At 41.8% G+C, this 23,425-nt stretch carries 23 protein-coding genes, 2 rRNA genes and 1 pseudogene; 11 read left to right on the forward strand and 15 right to left on the reverse strand.

The features are described 5' to 3' along the window. Both BJN41_RS04805 and rrf read left to right on the forward strand, forming a co-directional pair. Positions 1 to 197, forward strand: a 23S ribosomal RNA gene (locus tag BJN41_RS04805); the annotation flags it as partial. A 223-nt stretch (positions 198 to 420) separates the two neighbouring features. Next, a 5S ribosomal RNA gene (rrf, locus tag BJN41_RS04810) occupies positions 421 to 535 on the forward strand. Between the two features lie 138 nt (positions 536 to 673). On the opposite strand, the pseudogene BJN41_RS04815 reads toward rrf, so the two are convergent. Continuing rightward, positions 674 to 2,052 (reverse strand): annotated as a pseudogene (locus BJN41_RS04815) (dihydrolipoyl dehydrogenase). Between the two features lie 209 nt (positions 2,053 to 2,261). Between BJN41_RS04815 and BJN41_RS04820 the strand changes: the two are divergent. Beyond that, positions 2,262 to 6,662 (forward strand): hypothetical protein, encoded by a 4,401-nt coding sequence (locus tag BJN41_RS04820; protein WP_070153825.1) that lies wholly within the window; start codon positions 2,262 to 2,264, stop codon positions 6,660 to 6,662. Positions 6,663 to 6,720: 58 nt separating this feature from the next. On the opposite strand, the gene BJN41_RS04825 is transcribed toward BJN41_RS04820, so the two are convergent. Next, on the reverse strand, positions 6,721 to 7,056 hold the full coding sequence (locus BJN41_RS04825; RefSeq protein WP_070153827.1) for a TIGR01244 family sulfur transferase: 336 nt from the start codon (positions 7,054 to 7,056) through the stop codon (positions 6,721 to 6,723). A 123-nt stretch (positions 7,057 to 7,179) separates the two neighbouring features. On the opposite strand from BJN41_RS04825, the gene BJN41_RS04830 reads away from it, so the two are divergent. Genes BJN41_RS04830 through BJN41_RS04840 form a run of 3 tightly spaced genes read left to right on the forward strand, consistent with a single transcriptional unit; the run spans position 7,180 to position 8,981 of the window. Then, positions 7,180 to 8,079, forward strand: coding sequence for an alpha/beta hydrolase (locus BJN41_RS04830; protein ID WP_070153829.1), 900 nt, complete (start codon positions 7,180 to 7,182; stop codon positions 8,077 to 8,079). After that, positions 8,076 to 8,507 (forward strand): thioredoxin TrxC, encoded by a 432-nt coding sequence (gene trxC, locus BJN41_RS04835; RefSeq protein ID WP_070153832.1) that lies wholly within the window; start codon positions 8,076 to 8,078, stop codon positions 8,505 to 8,507. Before BJN41_RS04830 ends, trxC begins: the two co-directional genes overlap by 4 nt. A 27-nt stretch (positions 8,508 to 8,534) precedes the next feature. Beyond that, positions 8,535 to 8,981: an acyl-CoA thioesterase gene (locus BJN41_RS04840; protein WP_218618957.1), complete on the forward strand. Its 447-nt coding sequence runs from the start codon at positions 8,535 to 8,537 to the stop codon at positions 8,979 to 8,981. A 78-nt stretch (positions 8,982 to 9,059) separates the two neighbouring features. On the opposite strand, the gene BJN41_RS04845 is transcribed toward BJN41_RS04840, so the two are convergent. Continuing rightward, positions 9,060 to 9,569, reverse strand: coding sequence for a DUF4442 domain-containing protein (locus BJN41_RS04845; protein WP_070153834.1), 510 nt, complete (start codon positions 9,567 to 9,569; stop codon positions 9,060 to 9,062). A 12-nt stretch (positions 9,570 to 9,581) separates the two neighbouring features. Then, entirely contained in the window at positions 9,582 to 10,070 is a 489-nt protein-coding gene (locus BJN41_RS04850; protein ID WP_004976234.1) for a YajQ family cyclic di-GMP-binding protein, read from the reverse strand. Between the two features lie 92 nt (positions 10,071 to 10,162). Here BJN41_RS04850 and BJN41_RS04855 point away from each other — a divergent pair, with 92 nt between their 5' ends. Next, positions 10,163 to 10,477, forward strand: a complete 315-nt coding sequence (locus BJN41_RS04855) for a rhodanese-like domain-containing protein (protein ID WP_004976235.1) — start codon at positions 10,163 to 10,165, stop codon at positions 10,475 to 10,477. 79 nt (positions 10,478 to 10,556) lie between these two features. Here BJN41_RS04855 and mnmC read toward each other — a convergent pair whose 3' ends face one another. Genes mnmC through BJN41_RS04875 form a run of 4 tightly spaced genes read right to left on the reverse strand, consistent with a single transcriptional unit; the run spans position 10,557 to position 13,900 of the window. Continuing rightward, complete coding sequence (gene mnmC, locus BJN41_RS04860; protein WP_070153838.1) at positions 10,557 to 12,458, reverse strand: FAD-dependent 5-carboxymethylaminomethyl-2-thiouridine(34) oxidoreductase MnmC; 1,902 nt, start codon at positions 12,456 to 12,458, stop codon at positions 10,557 to 10,559. Positions 12,459 to 12,495: 37 nt separating this feature from the next. After that, a complete protein-coding gene (locus tag BJN41_RS04865; protein WP_004976237.1) occupies positions 12,496 to 12,951 on the reverse strand; it encodes a hypothetical protein in 456 nt (151 codons plus the stop codon). A 5-nt stretch (positions 12,952 to 12,956) separates the two neighbouring features. Next, positions 12,957 to 13,259, reverse strand: coding sequence for a YciI family protein (locus BJN41_RS04870; RefSeq protein WP_070153841.1), 303 nt, complete (start codon positions 13,257 to 13,259; stop codon positions 12,957 to 12,959). Between the two features lie 29 nt (positions 13,260 to 13,288). Next, a complete protein-coding gene (locus BJN41_RS04875; RefSeq protein ID WP_070153843.1) occupies positions 13,289 to 13,900 on the reverse strand; it encodes a septation protein IspZ in 612 nt (203 codons plus the stop codon). 45 nt (positions 13,901 to 13,945) lie between these two features. Between BJN41_RS04875 and BJN41_RS04880 the strand changes: the two genes are divergently transcribed. Then, entirely contained in the window at positions 13,946 to 14,800 is an 855-nt protein-coding gene (locus BJN41_RS04880; RefSeq protein WP_070153844.1) for a PHP domain-containing protein, read from the forward strand. 51 nt (positions 14,801 to 14,851) lie between these two features. Here the strand turns inward: BJN41_RS04880 and BJN41_RS04885 are convergent, their stop codons facing one another. Together BJN41_RS04885 and radC are read right to left on the reverse strand one after the other, a co-directional pair. Further along, on the reverse strand, positions 14,852 to 15,760 hold the full coding sequence (locus BJN41_RS04885; protein ID WP_070153846.1) for a bestrophin family protein: 909 nt from the start codon (positions 15,758 to 15,760) through the stop codon (positions 14,852 to 14,854). A gap of 68 nt (positions 15,761 to 15,828) precedes the next feature. Next, positions 15,829 to 16,527: a RadC family protein gene (gene radC / locus BJN41_RS04890; protein WP_070153848.1), complete on the reverse strand. Its 699-nt coding sequence runs from the start codon at positions 16,525 to 16,527 to the stop codon at positions 15,829 to 15,831. A gap of 113 nt (positions 16,528 to 16,640) precedes the next feature. On the opposite strand from radC, the gene coaBC reads away from it, so the two are divergent. Then, complete coding sequence (gene coaBC / locus BJN41_RS04895) at positions 16,641 to 17,915, forward strand: bifunctional phosphopantothenoylcysteine decarboxylase/phosphopantothenate--cysteine ligase CoaBC (RefSeq protein ID WP_070153849.1); 1,275 nt, start codon at positions 16,641 to 16,643, stop codon at positions 17,913 to 17,915. An 80-nt stretch (positions 17,916 to 17,995) separates the two neighbouring features. Here coaBC and secB read toward each other — a convergent pair whose 3' ends face one another. From secB to rsgA, 4 genes are all read right to left on the reverse strand, one after another. Then, positions 17,996 to 18,454 carry a protein-export chaperone SecB gene (gene secB, locus BJN41_RS04900; protein WP_070153851.1) on the reverse strand — a complete coding sequence of 153 codons (459 nt, stop codon included), beginning with the start codon at positions 18,452 to 18,454 and terminating at the stop codon, positions 17,996 to 17,998. 36 nt (positions 18,455 to 18,490) lie between these two features. Next, a complete protein-coding gene (gene grxC, locus BJN41_RS04905) occupies positions 18,491 to 18,748 on the reverse strand; it encodes a glutaredoxin 3 (protein ID WP_141730369.1) in 258 nt (85 codons plus the stop codon). Between the two features lie 30 nt (positions 18,749 to 18,778). After that, positions 18,779 to 19,186, reverse strand: a complete 408-nt coding sequence (locus BJN41_RS04910; RefSeq protein ID WP_004976250.1) for a rhodanese-like domain-containing protein — start codon at positions 19,184 to 19,186, stop codon at positions 18,779 to 18,781. A gap of 94 nt (positions 19,187 to 19,280) precedes the next feature. After that, the gene (gene rsgA / locus BJN41_RS04915) at positions 19,281 to 20,339 is read right to left on the reverse strand and encodes a small ribosomal subunit biogenesis GTPase RsgA (protein WP_070153854.1); all 1,059 of its coding nucleotides are present in this window, start codon (positions 20,337 to 20,339) and stop codon (positions 19,281 to 19,283) included. Between the two features lie 122 nt (positions 20,340 to 20,461). On the opposite strand from rsgA, the gene orn reads away from it, so the two are divergent. Further along, complete coding sequence (orn, locus tag BJN41_RS04920) at positions 20,462 to 21,019, forward strand: oligoribonuclease (protein ID WP_004976254.1); 558 nt, start codon at positions 20,462 to 20,464, stop codon at positions 21,017 to 21,019. 211 nt (positions 21,020 to 21,230) lie between these two features. Here orn and BJN41_RS04925 read toward each other — a convergent pair whose 3' ends face one another. After that, entirely contained in the window at positions 21,231 to 22,106 is an 876-nt protein-coding gene (locus tag BJN41_RS04925; protein ID WP_019838023.1) for a metal-dependent hydrolase, read from the reverse strand. 132 nt (positions 22,107 to 22,238) lie between these two features. Between BJN41_RS04925 and BJN41_RS04930 the strand changes: the two genes are divergently transcribed. Beyond that, positions 22,239 to 23,306 carry an AraC family transcriptional regulator gene (locus BJN41_RS04930; RefSeq protein ID WP_081406281.1) on the forward strand — a complete coding sequence of 356 codons (1,068 nt, stop codon included), beginning with the start codon at positions 22,239 to 22,241 and terminating at the stop codon, positions 23,304 to 23,306. The last annotated feature ends 119 nt before the right edge of the window (positions 23,307 to 23,425 follow it).

Genomic DNA, 23,425 nt, shown 5'->3' on the forward strand with positions numbered 1-23,425 from the left:
CGCATCGCCGGGTAGCTATGTTCGGAAGGGATAACCGCTGAAAGCATCTAAGCGGGAAGCCTACCTCAAGATAAGATTTCCCCGAGGCTTTATGCCTCCTAAAGAGCCGTTGAAGACTACGACGTTGATAGGTTGGATGTGGAAGCATAGCGATATGTGAAGCTGACCAATACTAATTGCTCGTGAGGCTTGACTATACAACACCCAAACAGTTGTTGTATCACAAGCATCAATCGATTCATAAAAGATCACTTAAACCTGATCAGATCAAATATCTTGATTCAGCCCTTGCTGAACATGAAATTTCAGATACAATAGCCAACCTGTTAATAACTCATTTGGAACCAAGTAAGGCATTACAAGCGAAAGCATCGAGCTTAAGCAATGTAACTAAGACCCGAACAAGTCCATAACAGTTGTGCTGGCGACAATAGCAAGAGTGAACCACCTGATCCCTTCCCGAACTCAGAAGTGAAACCTCTTCGCGCTGATGGTAGTGTGGGGTTACCCATGTGAGAGTAAGTCATCGCCAGCTCATTATTCAAACACCCTCAACTAGCGTTGGGGGTGTTTTTTTATGTAGAAAAGAAAATATTAAAAACTATAAAAAGTGAAGGCAAAATAAAACCATCAGGGGATGGTTTTAAAGAGTAAGCATACTTTCTAAATTTGATTAGATTTCACGTAGTTGTCGACGTGCATGTTTAAGTGCTGTTCTTAAACCCTCTTCTAGTGTTGGATGGTAGAACGGTTTATCTAAAATATCCTCAAGTGTGAGTTCTTCATCAATCATCCAAGCCAATAAGTGCGCCAGGTGCTCGGCAGCATCCACAAATAATTCAGCACCTAATAACTTTTGACTTTTATTATTAATATAAACTTCAATCGCACCTTTATTTTTTCCCAGCACCAAAGCGCGACCTTGTTTTTCATAAGAAACAAAGCCTGTCGTAAATGCAATATTTTGCTCTTTCAGTTGTTTATAGTTTTGTCCTACAGATGCCATTTCAGGTGAGCTAAACACAATGCCCATGGGTGTTAATGTTTTAATATTTTCAATGTTTGGAAAGCTTAAACAATTATGCACGGCTGCACGCCCTTCATGTGCTGCTTCATGTTGAATGGGAGTATTCGTGTGTGCATCACCCACAATAAAAATAGCATGCTGTCCGAGTTGTTTGGTATGAGGATCAATTGGGAGTTGTTTGATGTTGTTGAAACTTGTATCAATATTTTCAAGATGAAGCTGATCTAAATAGCTGCGTCTACCCGTGGCAACCAATACATAATCGGCAGTTAAGCTCTGTGTTTGTCCATCTTCTTGATATTCAATTTTCACGCCTTGTTCTGTTCTTTGTAGTTGTGTTGGCAAGGTTTCAAATTAGATATTCAATTCTTGACTAAGTGTATTTTGTGCAATGGTTTGTAGTTCTGGGCTGCTGAGTGAACCAACTTTACGACTACGTGCAAAAATAGTGGTCTCTACCCCTAAGCGTTGCATAGCTTGAGCTAATTCGATTGCAATTACACCACTGCCAATGACGGTCAAAGATTGCGGTAAGTGCTCTAATTCAAAAATTTGATCTGATGTGATTAAGCGTTCGCCTAAGTTTTCTTTCCAGGCTTGGTCATAAGCAGGAGTAGAACCGACTGCAACAATAAAAGCTTTTGCGTGATATTGCTGTCCATTCACTTGAATTGTATGGGCATCAATAAAAGTCGCAAAGCCTGAAACTTTATGGGATGCTTCCCAACGATCTACATCTTTTTGTGTGGCACGGGTAAAACGATCACGTAATTGACGTACGTGCGTCATGATTTGGGATGTATCAATTTTTGCATCTACCGTGAGTGCAACTTCTTGTGCATGTTAAATTTCGTGAATGCAATTGGCACTAGAGATAAGAACTTTGCAGGTATACAACCAACGCGGGCAGGGGTGGCTTCCCCTGGGCCGTGATTGATGATGAGTAGGTTTTGGGTGTATTTAATCGCTTCTTTATAGGCGCTAATGCCTGCGGTGCCTGCACCAATAATAATGAGGTCGTACATGATGGTTACACCTATTTTATTAAATGGTTAACTAATATTTAATTTATAACCTTTAAGTTGAAATAACTACAATTAACAGCCGATATCACGATTTAATTTGTGGTTTGGAAGATTTACATTGAAAGTTTTTGTAATTTTGAGTAAATTCCGTTAAAAGCCGTAAACTATCTTGCGGGTCTGTGACATTTATAAAAACGATGGGTACGAATATGACATATTTTATTAACTTAAAAAAATTAGGGGTGAATACTACGGTATTGGCAACTTCTCTTGCTCTTGTTGCATGTGGAGGCGGTGATGGTTATTATGGAAATAACAACAACTCATCCAACAATAATAATGGAAATAATACAGGGGGTAATCAATCTGAGACGGATACTACAAAAGTTGCTCAAAGTCTGACTGTAACTTTACAAGATGCTGAGGGTAAAACCTTACAAACCGCTCAGGACAATAGTCAGGTTAAAGTAGCTATCAAAGTACTTAATGCTGATAAAGGTGGCATTGCAGGTAAAGATATTCGTTTAAGTATTACCGATGCTGACAAAATTGGTGTAGAAAGTACAAGCTCAAAAGTAACATCTGATGAAAATGGGGTTGCAACATTTACATTAAATATTCCTGCACTACAAGCTGCAACTGGAAAGGTGCAATTAACGGCAGTTGTTGATGGGACGACCATTTCGATTCCATATACACTCAATATTCAGAAAGCAAGTACCATTACAAGTGACTATAATTTGAGTGTTGCTCAAGGTACGGTATTAAATTTGCCAAAAGGTTCTGCTGATATTGCTGTGCAAGTCACTGACACGAATGGAGGGGTAAAACCTGGACAAACCGTTCAACTTACTTTACCAGCAGAGATGCAAGGTAAATTTGTGATTGCATCAGGTTCATCAATCAGTACAGATGCCGAGGGTAAGGCAACTTTTAAAATTACTGCAAATGCAGATTTAACAACCGCAGAAATTGCGCAGATTATTGCAACTTCGCAGACATTAACGTTTAAGTTGATTGATGAGCATAGAGCTGAAAGACAGGCAACGGCTGCTTTAACCTTTAATGATATTTCTAAGACGGTTAGTGTCTTAGAAGTGATTACGCCAGATACTTCGATTGCAGCCAAAGCTGGTACGGCAAAAGTTCGTGTATTTGCTAAAAATAGTAATGGTGATACTTTAGCGAGTACCAAAGTTAAACTAGCTGTAGAAGCTGTTGCTGCTTCTTATGGTGTTACACTGGATAAGGCGGAAGCAACAACCAATGCACAAGGTTATGCTGAATTTACATTGTCTAGTAATGCGACTCATCCTATTGCATTGGCACAACTTGGTATTCAATTAACAGCAACTTATTCTGAAAATAACCAAAATATTAAAGGTAATGCAACAGTTCAGGTTGTGACTGCTGATGAAACTGTAGACAATCAAGAAGCAATTCAACGTTTAGAAATTGCATCTTCATATAAAGTAAATGCAAAAAATGATGATGTTACCATTACAGTTAAAGCAATTGACTTCACAGGGTTCGGTGCAAAAAAAGGTAAAGTAACACTTAGCTTAAACCCAGAAGCACAATCAAATGGTGTTACTTTTGAGGGAGCAAGTCCCAAAGATGTTGGTACTAATGGTATAGTCACCTTTAAATTGAAAACCAATGCAACAACAGTAAAAGCAGTTGATGCGTTAGTGAACGCAGGCATTACAGCAACTTTTACCACAGATAATAATGTAACTAATAAAATTTATATTGCTGTAGAAGATGAAGCTGTTTCAGAAGAAAAAGTTCGATATTTAGCTTTTGAACCCATTACTCAACGTTTTGATTATACAAAATCTCAAGTGATTAAAGTAAGAGTGCAGGCAGTTGGTGAAGGTGATAGTGCGCTTAAAGGCGAATCAATTTCTTTAACCCGTACAGGTTTAACAACTCAACAATTACAAGATTTATGGCTAACCCCTAAAGGTAGTTCAACTAAGCTGACAGACGAAAATGGGTTTGCGGAGTTTGAATTCCAATATACTTTTGCCAATACTCAAGAACAGAAAGATTTGGTACTTAATCCAGCGGGTATTCGATTATTAGCAAAATCTACGAATGATAAAACACAAATTTTAGATTTAAAATTTAAAGAGCCATCAGCAACTACTGATGTTACTTTAGAGTCTTTGGTCATTGATACGGTAGGTTTAGCGACCTTGGCGGTGAATACACCTGTAACATTAAATGTTACAGTTAAGGCGACAGGTAGTGATGGTCAAGTTTATAAGTACCAAAAAGTTGGCTTGGGTTTAAATGAAGCTGCATTACAAAATGGGGCAAGCGTTGTAGGTGGGGCATCCAAGACCACAGATGCAAATGGTAATGCTTCATTCCAAATTCAAATTACAGCTAAAAATCCAACTGAATTAGAAAATTTAGTTGCAAATGGTTTGACATTGGCTGTTAAAGGAGCTGAAACTGATATTACGGCTCTTAGAAAAATTGAATTGGCTAAACCTGCTATTGTTTATCAAGATTTGGCTAATTTGACCTTTACAAAAGTAGATGGTACTCCATTAGATACGGTTTCAGTTTTAGGTGGAGAAACACGTGTTAAAGTTGTTGCAAGAGATGTGGCAAATAATGCAATTCCGAATACGCCAATTGCTATTGCCTTATCTAGTTTAGTTTCTAGCCGTGTATCACTAAGTGATGTACCTACAACCACAAATAGTAAAGGTGAAGCTGAATTTACGGTTACTGTTTCAGAAGGTAAATATGATGAGAGTTTAATCAAAAATGGCATTATCTTTGCTGTCGTTGGTACAAACTTAAATAATGGTGATCGTCTGCAACAAACGAGTTCAATTGGTATTAGTACGCCTGCAAATGCTTTGAATCCACGTTTAACCGCAGATGTAAATTCAGTAACAGCAGGGCAAACTGTAAAAGTATATGCTTCGGTTAAAGATGAAATGGGGCTGAATACTGCTGCGGGTACACCAATGCGTTTAAGCCTAAACTCACAAGCGGTCACTGCTGGTGTGAAATTAGCTAGCGAAGCTGTGGTGGTACAAGCAAATGGTTCAGTGGCAGTAGACTTAATTGTACCGAAAGGTATTAGTTCTGCAATATTAAGTTCTATCGTAGTAACAGGAACAATTCGTGATCCTCGTGGTAATGAAATTCCAACGAATTTAACGTTCACGGTTCAGGATGCAATTAATCCATATCACTTAACGATTGATAGCAATCGTGTATCACTTAGCTCAGCAGGGGATACTGCTCTTGTCACAGTGAAATTATTAGATGTCAATCAGGGAGGTATTGCGAATCAACCCGTAACTTTAGCTATTGCTGATCCTAGAGCTGCGACTTCTATTAAAGGAACATCACAAATTATTACAAATGAATTTGGTGAAGCAGTCTTTGAACTTTCAATGAAAGCTGTTGCTGGCTTAGTAGCACCGATTCCAAATATTGTACTGACAGCGACTCATACCAATGAAAATGGTGTTGTAGTTTCTCAAACTTCACAAATTCAGGTTCATACACCAACAGCACTTGCTCCTCAGCTTGACTTAAAAATTAAAGCATCTAAAGATAAATTACATGTTCGTGGTGATGCTGTTGACGTATCTGTGTTGGTTACAGATGTGAATGGCTCAAGTCAGTCTGGTAAGGCCGTAACACTGACGATTCCTAATTATCGTAATAATGGAGCTTATATTCGTGGTGCATCAACAATAGAAAGTGATGAAAATGGTTGGGCGAAATTTACGGTTGTTGTAGATGAAAGTTTACGTGGTTCGGGCTATACCGCTGCTCAGTTTGTAGCTGAGGATTTAAATATTGAAGCTGTGGTCAAAGATGCACAGAACACAGAGCGCCGACAAAGTTATTTAGTGGATGTTGTTGCGGCGGATATTCCTGTAACGCAAGGAGCGATTACGGTTGTAATGAATCCAACTCGTGTTGGTGTAGATGATGCGGATGGTATTTATTACAACTGGAAAGCCTCAGTACAAGTGGTCGATTTGGATGGTCGCCCAGTTGCAGATCAAAAAGTAACAATGGATATTCGTGCTACAGAGTTTATACGTGGTCAGTGGACAGTTGTAGAGAACCCTGTTACTAAAGAAAAAGCTTGGGTACAACATTTACCGCCAACACTAATTCCACCATTGGCATGTGCTGTACCAACAACAGATGATCCATCTACACCGTATGATGATCGTAATGTCACGGTTCATGGTTTGAATAAGTTTGATCAGTTATTGAATGATTATCGAGATGTGTTAACACTTGATCGAAATGGAAACCAAGTATTAGAAACACTTAATGCTGTACGCTTTATTGGTGCAAGTGAAGCTAATCCTTATACTGCGACATATACTACAGATAGGGAAGGAAAATTTGATTTCCAATTGCGTTATCCTAAAACTTATGGCGCGTGGTTATCTGTCCAAGTTGGAGCAACTGCCACTTTATCAACTTACCCAATACATGGGTATCGTACGGTGACCTTACCTACAGTAGCTGATGATTTTGATAAAACAAATTGGGCTTATACACCTTCTTTAGATAATACAAGTCCATTTGGTACATTACATACTTGTAAATAAGTTTTATTATAAAAATGGAAGCTTTCGAGCTTCCATTTTTTATTTGAAGATTTTTTTATTAATCATCCAACAAATCCATTTGTTTTGCCAACTGGAATAAGTTGTTTGAGCGGTTACCCGTACGGCAGAACATCAACACAGGTTTTGGCAATTCGTTATAGTGATTGGCAAAAGTACGCACATCTACTTCAGTAATTTGACCAGACACCACAGGTTGATAGACATAATCTAAGCCTGCTGCACGTGCTGCTTCTTCAATTTGTGCACTAGTGGGCTGTTCAGGACCACCTTCCATATCAGGGCGGTTATTAATAATTGATTTAAAGCCTTTCTCTACAACTTGGCTCACATGTTCAGGACCAATTTGACCCGCAAAACCGACTTGTTCAGACATGGGAATACTCCATCATTTTATTCATGACAATATGCTTTATGATAGCATTAAGCAGATTCATGAGCAGAATGTTCTGAAATATTTATAACGACGATAACGATAAAATAACGCAATGGAGCGCTTATGCATTCCTATACGGTCGAGCCTTTATATGTCAAAAGTGATCACGAGGTGATTGCTGCAGACTTTTATCGCCCTAAATCTATAGAAAAGCCCGCGGTGATTCTGATGGCGCATGGTCTGGCGGCCTTGCGGCATTTTAAATTAGTGCAATATGCACAACACTTTGCTCAGGCAGGCTATGCCGTGGTGCTATTTGATTATCGCTATTGGGGTGGAAGTACAGGGCGTCCACGTGAATTGGTGTCCATAGAGGCGCAGTTAGATGACTGGCGCAGCATGATTTCACACATTGCAGAACGTAAATCCATTGATGCCAAACGTATGATTCTGTGGGGGACTTCTCTGAGTGGCGGATATGTACTGAGTTTGGCCTCACGCTTACACAATATTGCCGCGGTCATGGTACAAGTGCCTTTTGTAGATGGTGCGGAAAGTGCCAAGTTATATCCTTTGCAGCAACTTCCGAAAGCCCTAAAAATCTCCAGTCAGGACTATATGGGAGCAAAGGTAGGGATGCCGCCCAAAACGCTTGCAGTGGTGGCGCAAAAAGAACTGTGTTTTTTACCGACCACAGACAGTTATGCAGGTTATATGTCAATTGTGAACCCCGATCATTACTGGAGTGGGGAAATTCCTGCTCGGGTGTTTTTTAATTTGATTCGTTATCGCCCCATTCAAGAAGTGCGGCAAATCAACATTCCTGTGTTATTTATTGCTGCACAGCGTGACAGCCTGATTCCAATTGAATCGAGCCGTGAAGCGGCCACCAATATTGCACCTTATGTGCAATATGAGGAGTGGGATATGCAACATTTTGATATTTATCATGGAGAATGGTTTAAAAAAGCGATTCAGACCCAATTAGAGTTTTTACAGCAACTGTTTGGAGTCAGTAAATGATTATTGTATGCCCTGGATGTGGTGCAAAAAACCGTGTACCTGAAGATAAATTATCTGCCAATCCTGCATGTGGCCAGTGTCATCAAGCGCTGATTCCGCTTGCACCCATTGAATTGAATGAGCAAAATTTCAGTAATTTTATTCAAAATAGTGACTTACCTATTTTGATTGATCTTTGGGCGGACTGGTGTGGTCCTTGCAAGATGATGGCACCACATTTTGCAACAGTTGCTAAGCAAAATCCGCAGGTGGTGTTTGCCAAAATTGATACCGAGGCCAATCCACGCTTAAGCAGTGCATTCCATGTGCGCAGTATTCCAACACTGGTATTGATGAATAAAAGCAATGAAATTGCTAGAATAAGCGGCGCGCTACGAGCGACTGAATTACAACAGTGGTTGGATCAGCAACTCAACGCCCAGTCTTAATGCACTGTTCGTGCTAATTTAATGCAAATGTCCGGAGTGAATGTGTCAGATTCTCATGCAAAACCAGAGGGAGTGCTTTCCCTACAAACAATTGCCATGCCAGCAGATACCAACTGGAGTGGAGATGTCTTTGGAGGCTGGATCGTTTCACAGATGGACTTGGCTGGTGCGATTCATGCCGAGCGTTTTAGTAAAGGACGTTGTGCCACGATTTCCATTAACCAAATGACTTTTTTGGTGCCTGTAAAAGTGGGCGATGTGATCAGTTGCTACACCAAAATTTTGAAAGTGGGCAATACTTCAATTCAAATGCAAATTGAAGTGTGGGACAGCCATGATGATTCACGTGAAGCTGTGCGTGTTACCGAAGGGGTATTTACCTTTGTTGCGGTTGATGTCAAAGGCTCAAAACGTCAGATTCCTGAAGAAGCCAAACAGAAGTTTTTAGAAGCTCAGGCTAGTCAAGCATCATAAGTATCAAGCTAGTCAAACATCGTAATGAAAAAAATCCCAGCACAGTAGCTGGGATTTTTTATTGGAGAGAAACAAGTATCAATCTTGTTTTTGCTTTAAATGTGCTTTCGACACCCATGCCCACAACATTTCACACTGAATCGGAGCTTCGCCTGATTCATCAATCACACTGACATTGACCAGCGTTTCGCCTTTATCGGTGCTGTGCATGCATTGTTGCTGTTCTGGGCTGAGTGTGGCAATCGCTGTCATTGCACCTTGAGTTGGACGTTTAAAGTCCACTTTCAGGCTTTTAATCAGCACAATGGCACTATCAGGCACATTCATAGCCGTTACAAAACCTGTGGCAGTTTCGGCCAACAGCGCCATAGCACAGGCATGTACCTGTCCAATATGGTTCTGCATGGCTTTATGATTGGCAAGACTGACCACCACTTGCGATGGGGTTACTTCGTGATAGCGAATTTTCGCAGTGCCCACCATCGGCACGACACGACCAAAGGCTTGACTCAAAAGGCGGCTTTGAATGCCTTTCGGCAATTTTGATGTTGCTTTGACCAGTTTGTTTAAGCGATTGGTTGGTGTCATGACATCCCCAAATTAATCTTTAAAGTTGTTAAATTGCAGTGGCAGACCAAATTGTTGCTCTTTCAAGAACGCCATTACTTGTTGCAATGTGTCGCGTTTCTTGTCGGTCACACGAATTTTGTCACCCTGAATAGAAGATTGCACTTTAATGCCACTGTCTTTAATGGCTTTGTTAATTTTTTTTGCGGTATCTGAGTCAAGACCATCTTTAAGTTTGATCACTTGAATCACATTTTTACCTGATGCGGTCATTTTTTGTGGGTCAAGCGCCTGAATGTCGACTTTACGCTTATAGAAGTGATTTTCGAGCATGGTATACACTTGCTCACATTGGAAATCACTTTCAGTGGAGATTTTAATCTCTTTGTTTTTTTCATTGAGGTCGATAGAAACATCCTGACCACGAAAATCGAAACGAGTACCGATTTCTTTTTGTGTGTTTTGAACCGCATGATTCACTTCAAAAAGTTCTAATTCAGAAACAATATCGAAAGAAGGCATAATGAAGACCTTTGCAAATGGAAACAATATCTGAGATGCTAGGGATGTTTTCTTCATTTGCCAAGTGTTGTTTTACATCAAAGGAGTGCGCAATGATCCGTAAACAAGAAATTACAACATTTGAGTTCCCAGCTGACGCGATTATCTGGGATGTACGTGATGCAAGTGCTTATGCAGAAGCTCATGTTAAAGGTGCTGTGAATCAGCCAATTAACGATCTATCAGCAGAGAGTCTTACTCAGGTGTCGGCGGATCAACCCATTTACATTTTATGTGGTGGCGGAAGTAAAGCCCCACGTGCAGCGGAAAAACTAGAAGGTTTGGACAGCTCACGTGAATATGTGGTTTTAATGGGTGGTACACGTGCTGCGCGTGATGCAGGTATGCCTTTGGAACAAGGTCACTAAGTATCATCAATATGAAGAAAGCGCCGTAAGGCGCTTTTTTGTTGGGTATCGTTTTATTCCTATTTTCTCTAAGCGAGCGTTAGCTTGAAGGTGGAAGCGCTTTAAAATAAGGCTTCTTGGTTTTCACCTTTTTCTGAAAGCGTGTAGCTGCCAGTTTTTGTAGTAAATTTTTAGGTACAGGGCAGGCTTCTGCTAAAACTTGTGCCGCCAGTATTTCACTGCACAACGGGGCAAATAAAAAGCCTTTAGAACCGAGTCCTGCAAAGCTGTAAATTTCCTGATCATCACGCATTTTGCCAAGTAGGGGAAAATAATCCTTACTTTGGGCGCGTAGCGAAGCGCGACCTTGCCAAGTATCTACGGGTGCTAAGTTTTCGGCATACGCAGGAAAGACACTGTGGATAAGTTCGTAGTTATGCACATGGTCTTCTGCCAAGACGTCACAATCTTCCCGATTTGGATAAAACGATGCACCTAAAATCAGTTGATCGGCATTGAGCTGCATGCAATAGCCGCCATAGCTATAGGCTTGTGATAATGGMAAAGCCTGATCTGCATTATTTACCCAGCTGACTTGTCCACGAATAGGCTTAAGCACAGGGTAATGCTCAAAAAAAGCACCACTTTGCAGTGCAGCACAGACGATGACATGATCAAATGTTGCGAGTTCAGTATCTACGCTGTGTAAGATCAGTTGCTGTGCTGTCGTGGTGATTTGTTTAATTTGAGCTTGCTGAAACTGAATGTGCGGATGCGCAAGAATTTCATCACGCAGTTGATGTGGAGAAACTGCTCCTGCTTGCAATAAGCTTAAACTGGCAAAGTCACTTTGTGGCGTAAGTTCGGTTGCACTCTGTGCTGCTAAAATACCTTTTGGGTATTGTGTGGCTAAATCCAGCAATTCATCGGCATGTTTAAGTGCCAGTTGATGAATGTGCAACGGACGAAATGCTTTGAATGCGGCATAGTGATTTAAAGCATGTTGCCATGCCAAAGTCATTAAATGATCAGCACTTTGATGAATTGGGCAAAGTTTTGGGTTTAAGAGTGCCAAAGGATTGCCAGAACCGCCTGCAAGTGGCGCTGTTTGGTCATAGAGCGTGACTTGATGCCCTCGTTGAGCAAATGCCCAAGCGCAGCTTAAACCCGCAATTCCTGCGCCTATGATCGCAATATGGCGCTGTTGGTTGCTTGTTGTGGTATTTGTTGCAGTTTGAGTTTTGTTCTGATCGGAGATTGACGCTATTTCAGGCGCTTGCCAGATGGCTTTCAGCATTTCCCGTTTGTGTCCAAAACCGCGAGGGCGGGTAATGTGAATACCGTGTTGTTTTAAGCCACGTTTGAGTACGCCTGCCACACTAAATGAGGCAAAAGTCGTGCCATAATCGGACAGTGCTACAATCGGGTTGAGCACGGTTTCCTGCCACATATCGGGGTTACAGGCGGGTGCAAAGCCATCTAAAAACCACGCATTGACAGGAGCAGTTTTAGCAATGACAGGAAAAACTTCCTGAGCATCGCCTAGCCATAAATCTAGGCTAAAGCGTTCATCTGGAAAGTTTAAACGATGACAGCCTGCAATAGCGGCAGGGTATTGCTGAATCAGCTGTTCAGACAGATGACTGAGTTCGGGCCAAGCCGCTAAGGCACGTATAAGATCGGCTTTGCAAAGTGGAAATTTTTCGACAGAAATTGCGTGTAAATGGCTGCGATTATTGGGACGTACCTGTTGCCATAATTGCCAGAGCGCTAAAATATTTAAGCCTGTACCAAAGCCTGTTTCGCCTACACAAAAATATTCAAAATCATTCAGCGCTGCTAAACGGATGGGTAAGTCATTGCCCTGTAAAAACACATGCCGTGTTTCTAATAAACCGTTGTCTTTAGAGAAATACACATCGCCAAATTGTTTGGAAATGGGCACATCAATACCATCGACCAGTTGCCAATCCAGCTCGGCAGTTTGAATAGGCTGAAACAAAACCAGAGTACCTTAAATCAAGAGGTGAATGCTCACCTTACCATTGGCGGCGACGTTTGGTATAGACATAGCTAGCAATTAAGAAGCCGAGCAATACGCCAACCGCGAGTGTTGCAGCACCGTATAAAAACATTTGCGCACTGCGTTCACTTTGCAGTACTTGAACTTGCACGCCTAAATTATCGTTTTTAAGTTGCAGTTCCTGATTCTGTGCCAAAGCATCGAGGTTTGCCTGTTCAAGTTGTTGCAAACGTGTGCTCTGATCTTTAATCAAGGCTTTGGTTTTAGCTTCCTGAAGGGCTTTATTTTTGGCAATTTGTTCTGCAGTCAGGGGCTTATCTTGTGCAGGAGTAACCCCATTGGCTGTTGCTACAGCTGCCGTGTTGGTCACAGCAGCAGGAGCAGGTGCAGTAGGTGTGGTTGTGGCTGGCTCAACAGCATATACAGGTGAACTGAGCAGAACAGCAACAACACTGGCAACAACGAAACGCATAGCGCTTATCCTTGAGGGAATGCTTTATTGAATGGCTTAATGTCAATGTGGCTATATACGCTTTCTTTTAAGAAAGGTTCATCTTGTAGCCAAGCATCGAGTGCTTCACGACTGTCAAAATCGACAATCATGGTGCTGCCATAAAAGCCTGCTTGTGGATTGCTTGGGTCTTTTGGCATTGCCCCCGCCACAATTAAGCGACCTTCGGCATCGAGTTGTTGCAAACGTGCAAGATGTGCAGGACGGGTCGCAAGACGTTTTTCCAGTGTACCTTCACGGTCAGTACAACTCAGAACAAATAAAGGCATAGTTACTCTCGAATATCGCAGATCAGAAATTATTCAGATGTTTTAAAATATTTGCGCAATACAATAAACTGCACAATGATAAAGGAAAACATCACAATCATGTCACCAAAAGCAGTGAATTCGCCCCAATATTTTCCGTCCATAAATAAAAATGCAAAAAATACGTGTAGGAAAGACATGACTGCAAACATGGCTGCCCAAGTATAATTCAGGTTTTTCCAGCCAGCTTCGGTCAAGTTGAACACAGGCCCAAATAAGCGTTGAATCAGTGGTTTACGCTCTTTGCTAAACCATGGTGATAGCAAAAAAGCACCTGCAAATACAATGTTTAAAATGGCAGCTTTCAGGCGAATATAAAAGTCATCGCTTAACATTAAAGTAACGCCACCAAAAATTACGGTCATAAACAACACAATCCATTGTTGTTTATCTAAACGGAATTTTTGCATGATGAACAATGCGCCGTACACCACTAACATCGAGATGATCAGACCTGTGGTGGCCACCAAAATATGGTTGTTATCGACACCGCCTGCAGAGCCGATCAGTTGTAGTAATTGATGATTAGTATCTTTTGGATCTACAGTTTTGTATAAATAAAAGAAAATAATGAGGGGCACAAAGTCTAAAAGTGCTTTCATGTTAGAGTATCTAAATCTGATTAAATAAATGACATAGTATAAGTGATGCACGGCGTAGATTTACATACACACAGTAATATTTCTGATGGAACTTTGTCACCTGCAGAATTGGTGTCTGCCGCCATTCAACAGGGCATTCATACCTTGGCATTGACTGATCATGACAGCATGGATGGTGTGGCGTTGGCGCGACAAGCGGCACAGGGGCAAGATTTAAAGATTATTTCGGGAGTGGAAATATCTAGCCAATGGTCACGTCCTGCCACTCAAAAAAGCTACAGCGTGCATGTGGTGGCGCTCAATATGCAAAATCCTGCACCTTTACAGGCGCTGCTGGAACAGCAAAAACAAATTCGTGCAGAACGTGCCAAGCAAATTTGTGATTTACTGATTCCGCTTATTGGACAAGATATTTATAACGATGTGCTGCTTAAAGTTGAAGGCGTGGCAGATCGGATTACCCGCACACATATTGCCAAAACCTTACAGGAAAAAGGCATTATAACGCGTGTACAGCAAGCCTTTGATAAATATATTAAAGAAGGCAAAAAGGCTTATGTAAAATTTGACGGCGTGAGTTTAGAAGATACGATTCAGGTAATTCATGACAGTCAGGGCTTTGCCGTGTTGGCGCATCCAACTCGTTATGATTTATCTGCCACCAATATTCGTTATTTGATTGAAATTTTTGCCAAATATGGGGGCGATGCAGTGGAATTGCCGCCTAATATTGACCCTGCATCGACCCGTCAAATGGTGGATCGCATGATTGCTGAACATGGTCTAAAAGTATCTGTTGGCAGCGATTTTCATGGTGAAAATATGCCGTGGATTAAATTGGGTAATATTCCACGGGTCAAAGAAGGGCAAGTGGGGATTTGGGAAAGTTTTGTTGAGTAATTCCCTCATCCCAACCTTCGCCATAGAAAAGAGCTAGGGAGAAGTATTAAATTAAAGCAAATTATGGTCGTGTGCCTGAATTGGTGGTGGCGTTGGTTTACCCAACGTACCCAATAATTCAATTTCAATGGTTCTTACCATGGCATCTAAAGGTAAGTCATTGCTTTGCGTGCCAAAAGGTTCTTCAATTTCAGAACTGAGCGCATCCAGACCTAAAAAAGTATAAGCCAAAATACCGACCAAAAGCGGAGTCGCCAATCCGAGTGTAGACCCTAAACTAAAGGGCAACATAAAACAGAAAAAGTACACTGTTCGGTTAAGTAGGACTGAATACGCAAAAGGGAGCGGTGTGGTAGCAATACGGTCACAACCCGTGAGTACCAAACTCAGCTCTGTGACGTGTTGATTCATTTGTGTGTAAATAATATCGGAAATTTCGCCCTCTTTAAGTGCTTGCATTAACTCCCATTGAATCAAACTGAGCGTGTATTGCGGCGCATTGGCTTGTTGATACAGTTGGGTAATGGCTTGCTGACTCATGCCACTGGTTTGAATTAACTCGGTTGGATTGGCAGTTTGATGACGCAGGCGGTCGCGCAAGACATTGGCAAATACAATGACGTGCTGAATGACGCGTTCACGTCGTGCTTGACTAAGTATACGGCAGTCGCGGTCAAAGTGGCGCGCGTTGGCAATCAGCATGCCCCAAAGTTTACGTGCCTCCCACCAACGGTCATAACAGGCAGAGTTTTTAAAGCCCAAAAAAATCGACAGCACCACCCCAATTAAAGTAAAGCCAACCAAAGGCAATTCTGGAAAATGAAAATAACCAATATAAGACAAACCGCCAATAATGGTGGAGATCAACATCACCACGCCCAAAGGCGGTAAGACCTTCGGTAAAATCGTGCCCCGCCAAGAAAACAGTAAGTTAAATACACTGGGTTGATCGACTATCATTTTATTAGAATCATCACAATTTTTTGATGATCTTCTGTGCTTGTGCAGGCTTTGTCAATATGCAAATTTTAAGTGTGCTCAAATTTAAGCAGTTGTTGTTCGGCAAAGGAAAAATTACCTTCACTTGAGATGATACAGTGATCGATCAAACGCAGCTCTAGCAACTGACAGGCTTGCTGAATCTGCTGCGTCAGGATTAAATCTGCACGTGAGGGATGTGGCAATCCGAAAGGATGATTGTGTGCAATCACAATCGCCGTAGCGTGTTGGCTAATTGCAAAACGCAGCAATTGATTAATAGAAATTTCACACGAATTCACTGCGCCATAAAATAACTTTTTAAAGCTGATTTTGCGTAAACAGGCATCTAGACAAAGTACCGCAAACACTTCTTGGGTTTCGCCCAAAAGTTCAAAACGCAAATACTCCATCAGACGTTTGGAATTGCTAAGCTCAAGCGCATCTTGTTTTAAATGTTCGGCTACATAGCGCCGTCCAAGTTCTTTGACTGCCATGAGTTGCGAGTATTTACTGCTGCCCATGCCATGAAACTGACATAGTTCTGTGATTGGAGCATCCAACAAGGTGGTTAAGTTGCCAAAATGTTGAATCAGCAGCCGTGCTAATTCTACAGCAGAATGTTGCTGTGAGCCTGAGCGCAAAAAAATAGCCAATAGTTCGGCATCAGATAAACTGGCAGCACCATTTTGAATCAGACGTTCACGTGGCCGTTCTTGTTCAGGCCAATGTTTGATAGATAAATGCATTGTTATTTGACTTTTTTATTCTAAATTTGAAACTTAAATCCCAACAGATCTCTTGGGAATGACATTATTTAATGCTATTGTGAGCGCCACTGCAACAAAAAGGTGGCTTATTTGTGAGCTTCGATTTAAACGTCCTCCCTCATAAAAACATTATTTTAGCTGTGACAGGCGGCATTGCGGCCTATAAAAGTGCGATTTTAGTGCGTCGTTTAAAGGATGCGGGGTTTAGTGTTCGCGTGGTCATGACCAAGGGGGCACAAGCTTTTATTACACCGCTGACCTTTCAAGCACTGTMGGGCAATCCAGTACATACCGAATTATTAGATACCGAAGCCGAAGCAGGCATGGGGCATATTGAATTGGCACGGTGGGCCGATTTAATTTTGGTTGCGCCAGCCAGTTGTGACACCTTAGCCAAATTTGCTGCAGGTCTGGCCGATGATTTGCTCAGTACTTTATATTTAGCCACCACTGCACCAGTTTGGGTTGCACCTGCCATGAATCAGCAAATGTGGGCAGCCAAAGCCACACAGCGTAACTTAACCACTTTGGTGGAAGATGGCGTGCATGTAATTATGCCCGATGCGGGCGAACAAGCCTGTGGAGATGTTGGTTTAGGGCGTATGCCAGAACCTGAAGATTTGGCGCATCAGGTGACGCAGTATTTTCATCAGGCACAGCGTGCTTTGGTGGAAAAATTTGGCATGTTGGCAGGCAAAAATGTCACCATTACAGCAGGCCCAACCCGCGAAGCTTTAGACCCTGTGCGTTATATTTCTAACCATAGTACAGGCAAAATGGGTTTTTCTTTGGCTGCAGCCTGTTATGCAGCAGGGGCAAAAGTCACGCTTATTGCAGGCCCAGTTAGTTTAGATACGCCAAATGGGGTACAGCGAATTAATGTGTCTTCTGCAATTCAAATGCTAGATACCAGTTTGCAAATGCTAGAACAAGGCTGTGATATTTTCATCGCGACAGCCGCAGTGGCAGATTACCGTGTGGCAGAAATTGCTGAACACAAAATTAAAAAATCAGGCGATGAGCTGAATGTGGCCTTGGTGAAAAACCCAGATATTGTTGCGACTATTGCTCAGCAGGAAAAACGTCCGTTCATGGTTGGCTTTGCCGCAGAAACCCGTAATGTTGAAGAATATGCAGCGGGCAAATTGGTGGCGAAAAAATTGGATATGATCGCTTGCAATGACGTTTCCCGTGCCGATATTGGCTTTGCTTCAGATGAAAATGCCATGACCGTATTTTTTGCTGAAAGCTACCACATGGAAAAACGTGATTTGGAAAAAGCCTCGAAGCAAGAAATTGCACAGCAATTGGTTGAGGCGATACATGATGCTTTATATCGTGATCCATCACAGGATGATGAGTTTTAACCTTTATCGTATATCCATAATTTAATGACATAAAAAAACCGCTGAAATTTCAGCGGTTTTTAGCTTAAATACAGCGTAAATTAAGCTTGGCCTTCTGCTGCAGCAGCTTGCGCACGTTGCATATTGGCTTCAAACTCGGCATCGAAGTTGATTGGGGTGAGCAATAATTGCGGGAAGCTGCCTTTGGTTACCATATCATTTACAGATTCACGTAAGAATGGGAACAAAATGTTCGGGCAGTATGCGCCCAGAATATACGGTAAACGCTCTTCTTCAACGCCATCAACTAGGAAAATACCAGCTTGGGTAACATCAACAATAAATGCAGTATCGCCACCGTTGTTGGCTTGAACCACAACTTTTAATGCCACTTCAAAGTGGGTTGGGTCTATTTTTTCTGCAGAAGATGACAGGTTAATGTTAAGTTCAGGCTGCCATTCTTTGGTAAATACTTGTGCCCCAGGAACTTCAAAAGAAATGTCTTTGGTATAAATGCGCTCTAATGCCAATTGTGGTTGAGCTTGTTGTTCTTCACTCATGTTAAATCCTTACGAGTTGGTTATATAGTGTTATGTTTATGCCAATAATTGATCGAGTTTGCCTTCGCGATCTAACGCATATAATTGGTCAAAGCCGCCAATAAACTGGTCATTGATGAAAATTTGAGGAACGGTACGATGATTGGTGCGTTGCATTAATTCAACCCGTACTTCAGGTGCTTCATTCGACAAATTAATTTCTTTATAGGCAACGCCTTTACGCTCAAGGAGTTGTTTTGCGCGAATGCAGTATGGACATACAGTCGTTGAATAAATAATGACTTCAGCCATGATTGTTCTCCTTGCGAAAAATATTGGGTAAAACTATTTGCTTTTTACTAAAGGTAAACCTTGTGCTTTCCAGTTGCTAATACCACCATCTAAACGATAGGCATCGGTATGTGCGACTTGTTGTAAAGCACTGCCTGCAACCTGACCCAAGTTACAGATAAAGACCAATGGACGATCTGAGGTTTTTAACTCTTCAACATGCTTGGTAATTTGGCTATAGGGAATATTGCGGCTACCACTGATATGACCTTCACGGAAATCTTTGGCATCACGTAAATCAATCAACATGGCATTTTTAGCTTTAACTAAAATACCCAAAGATTGTGGGGAAATTTTGCGACCATTGCGTTGACCTTCTAACACAAAGAACAACACCACCAATACAGCCAGCGTCCCAAATAAGAAGGGATGATTCCCCATAAATTCGAACCAACGTTCCACAAGTCACCTAATTACAATGTCAAAATTGTTCAAGATTATAGCCTATAAATATGGCGATCAAAAACACCGCTTCAAGGGCGGTGCCATAATAAAATCAATTTTTTTGTTGCGCTTCGGCTATTTCATCACAGAGTCTTAAATAACTGTCTAAACGACGTGATAATATTTCACCTTCTGCAGCAGCCAGCCGCAAGGCACATTGCTTTTCATGTTTATGGGTACAATTACGGAATTGGCAATGACCGAGCAGGTTTTTAATTTCAGGAAAACCATTTTGAATTTTATCTTGGCTCAAATGCCATAAACCAAATTCACGAATTCCCGGTGAGTCAATTAAGGCAGCACCATCTCCAAAGCCAATTAAGCGGGTAGAGGTCGTGGTGTGTTGCCCAAGCGCTGAGTTTTCCGAAATGATATTGGTCTTTTGTGCCGCTTCAGGCACGATAGCATTTATCAGCGAGCTTTTACCCACACCCGATTGCCCGACAAAAGCCACCGTTTCACCTGCCAAACGTGCCGCTAAATGCTCTAAATTCGCATCGGACTGGGTTTGCATGACTTCATAACCCAAGTCTTGATATTCCTTGAGTAAGTCTAAAATCGGGTCGTTTTCTTTGAGTAAATCAGATTTGTTTAAGACCAATAAGGCGGGAATATCAGCATCTGCACAGGCAACTAAATAGCGGTCAATCAAGCCTGGTGCAGGTTCAGGTAAAGGCGCAAACACAATCACAATCAGGCTGATATTGGCGGCAACAGGTTTGACCTTATGGTAGCGATCTGGTCGGGTCAGCAAAGACTGACGTGGATGAATCGCGCTAATAATGCCCAAACCTGTATTTGGGTCGGCCTGCCATTTCACTCGATCTCCCGTCACCAATAATTCTAAATTGGTACGGGTGTGACAGCGCCAAACACTGCCAATTTCAATGGGTTTCCAAAAAGGCTCTGGTTCGCCTGCTTGGACTATAGGCTTTTCAGGATGAATTTCAGGGACAGATAATGCTTGCACTTCCAGTTGACGGCCATAGTGTTGTACCACCAAGCCTTCTAAATCATGTGAGGTGTCAATATCTGCCTGACGTGACTTGTGTTGTTTTTCAATTCGACGTTGCTGCTGTTCAGTCAATCGACGTTTACGAATTAAAGCCATTCATATCCTAAAAACCATGAGCTCAGGATGGCAAAAATAGCATGAAGCGGGGGCACAGTTACAGCCAAGAAGCAAGAAATTTGCTACTATGTTGTTTTTAAGCCGAATAAGATTGCACATTTATGAGCAGCACGCCTGATACTCGCCTGATTTGGATTGATTTGGAAATGACCGGTCTAGATACCGACAATGACCAGATTATTGAAGTGGCCACCATTGTGACCGATGATCATCTGAATATTTTGGCAGAAGGGCCTGTGCTTGCAGTGCATCAACCTGATCGTATTTTAAATGCCATGGATGAGTGGAATACACGTCAGCATGGACAATCGGGCTTAATTGAGCGTGTGCGTCGCAGCAAACTCACTGCGCAGGATGCAGAGCAGCAAACCATTGAGTTTCTAAAAAAATGGGTCAATCCTAAAACATCGCCAATGTGTGGCAACTCAATTTGCCAAGACCGCCGTTTTTTACACCGTTTAATGCCTGAATTGGAGCAATATTTCCATTATCGTAATCTGGATGTATCATCAGTGAAAGAGTTGGCAAAGCGCTGGCGTCCAGAAATTATGAGCGGTTTGAAAAAGAATGCGTCGCATTTGGCGATGGATGATATTCGTGATTCGATTGCTGAGCTGAAATATTATCGCCAGTACTTTTTTATTATGAATCAGGACTAAAATGTTTTTCTGCGTAGGGGGTGTAGGAGATGAGGCTGTAATAGCTATCTCTTGCGCCAAAACTGTATGAGTCACTCATAAATAAGAAATAATAAGATATGACTCAGCATTGCCTTATGCCTTACTTTATGTAGAGATATTAGAGGCAAGTTTGTATAAAGTTAAGCAATGCTGAGGTGTTTATTTGTTTAAAACCTAGCAATAAAAAGCTTTATTTTCCTGCCTGCCAAAATGCTTCACCTGCCTGAATTGGGTCGCCTGTTTGCGCTAAAGTCTCAAGCCAGACATCATATTGCGCGATAATTGGATGTTGGCTAGGGTGAAAGTCAAGTTTAAACCAATCACGGTATTGTGATTGCATTTTGCGTAACTTCCCTCGTTTGCCAAACAGCCATTGCAAGCCACGTACATTCATTTTAATGCGCTGGGTGCGATTAAACCCATCGCATTTCAGCATGACATTGGCGCGGTACAGGGTAAATCCGAACATTAAACCTGTGGTCAGCACCAACGCCATTTTTCGGGTCACTTCAGGTACATTGCCCACCTGCTGCATTACATCAAACGCCACATCACGATGTTCCATTTCTTCAATCGCATGCCATGCAAATAAGGCGCGGACATAAGGATGTGCATCTTTTAGCGTTTCTTTTTCGCCATAAAAAGTTTCTGCCATGAGTGCAGTTAAATGTTCTGCAGCCGCTGTCATGGCGATATTGTATTGGGGCGAGCGATATTTGAGTTCAAACTTAAACACTTTGTTTAGACGCTGAATAAACTGATCTACAGGCATGCCTTGATCTTTCATAACCTGATTCATTTTGTCGTGTGCAATGCCGTGCTGAGCTTCTTGCCGAATAAAATCGGCAACACGCTGTTTTAAGTCAGGGTCTTGAATTTGATCGCGGAACAAACGAACTGATTGAATGAAATAACGCTCGCCATCAGGAAAAGTCAGGCTCAAAGCATCAAACATGCGGGTCAGAAACGGATCACCCGCAAACCAGTAACGCGGCACATCAGCTAATTTAAAATCGAGATTGCTGCGTACTATGGGTGTAGCATGATATTGGACAAGTGCATTCATTTTATTTTATTTCACTCTGGTCAATCCTGTTTGCAGTATGTCGGGCTTTTGCAGATTTGTTTTGACAGTATTTGCCAGTTTTTATACATTAAACGACAAAAGAAAATGATGCATGTCAAGATGAGCAAGCACATGAGCGAAATTCAAATTCCAAATGGCTATTATCAACTTTATTTACGCTATTTATCAGCACGGGGCAGAGTTCCTGAGCAGCTTGGATTTTCGCCTGCACAATTGCAGCAGTTACAACATGTGTTGGCATTGCCTATGGATACCCAATCGTCTTATCAGTTTTTTAACGAGATCATCCAACACAGTATTCAGTTTTTAGATTGTCCAACGCTCGTTTTTGAATTGGCACGTTATATTCAGCCTGAACATTTTGGCGTGCTTGGCTATATGGCATCGCGTAGTAATAGTGTTGCAGAAGCCATTCAATATATGATGCGTTTTAGTCGTTTGGTGGTAGATGGTACGGCAGCAGTACCGATGCGGCTGGAACAACAACTAGATGCCTTATATTTATCATGGCCATTGGTGGATGAAAAATACAGCTTGGTTCATGAAATGACGTTTGCCTGTATGACTCAATTGGCGATGCAAATATTTAATTTTCAACACTCTCCGATACGGGAAATTCATTTTGCCCACGCACCGCGTATGGCGATGATGCATTATGAAAAATTCTATGCTTGTAAGGTTTTATTTAAACAACCGGAATATCAAATTGTTTTAAATTTAGAAAGTCTTGGTTTAAAACCACAGCAGGCCGATGCCTCTTTAATTCATTTACTCACCAAACAGGCCGAAGATGCGATTGCGCTCAAACCTCAATTAGAAACCGTGCGGCAACAAGTCCAAGAGCTGGTGGCACATTATTTACGTTATGAACAGCAAGTACCGAATATTGAATGGGTGGCACAGCGTTTATTTCGTTCAGATCGTACGTTACAGCGTCAGCTTAAACAGGAAGGTACGGGTTTTAAACAGATTCTGGAAATAGAACGGATGCAGCGCTGTGAAAACTTACTACAACAAAATGTGAGTCTAAGCGACATTGCACAGTTGTTGGGGTATTCAGACCAGTCGGCTTTGGCACGTGCTTATAAAGCCTGCACAGGACAGACGCTGCTAAAACGTAAACAGCAATTGCAGCAAGCAGAGAATGATGCATTTTCTATACAGCAAGGTGCGCCATAAATCGGATCAATTGGCTCATGATCAACAGGTCATTTTGCGTTAACAGATTGAAGATAAGCGGTTTGCAGCCACAACTGAAACAGCTTTTGCAAGGTTGATACAGCTTATGATAAATCCTG

Origin of the sequence: Acinetobacter towneri (assembly GCF_001758345.1) — a bacterium.
GTDB lineage: Bacteria > Pseudomonadota > Gammaproteobacteria > Pseudomonadales > Moraxellaceae > Acinetobacter > Acinetobacter towneri_A.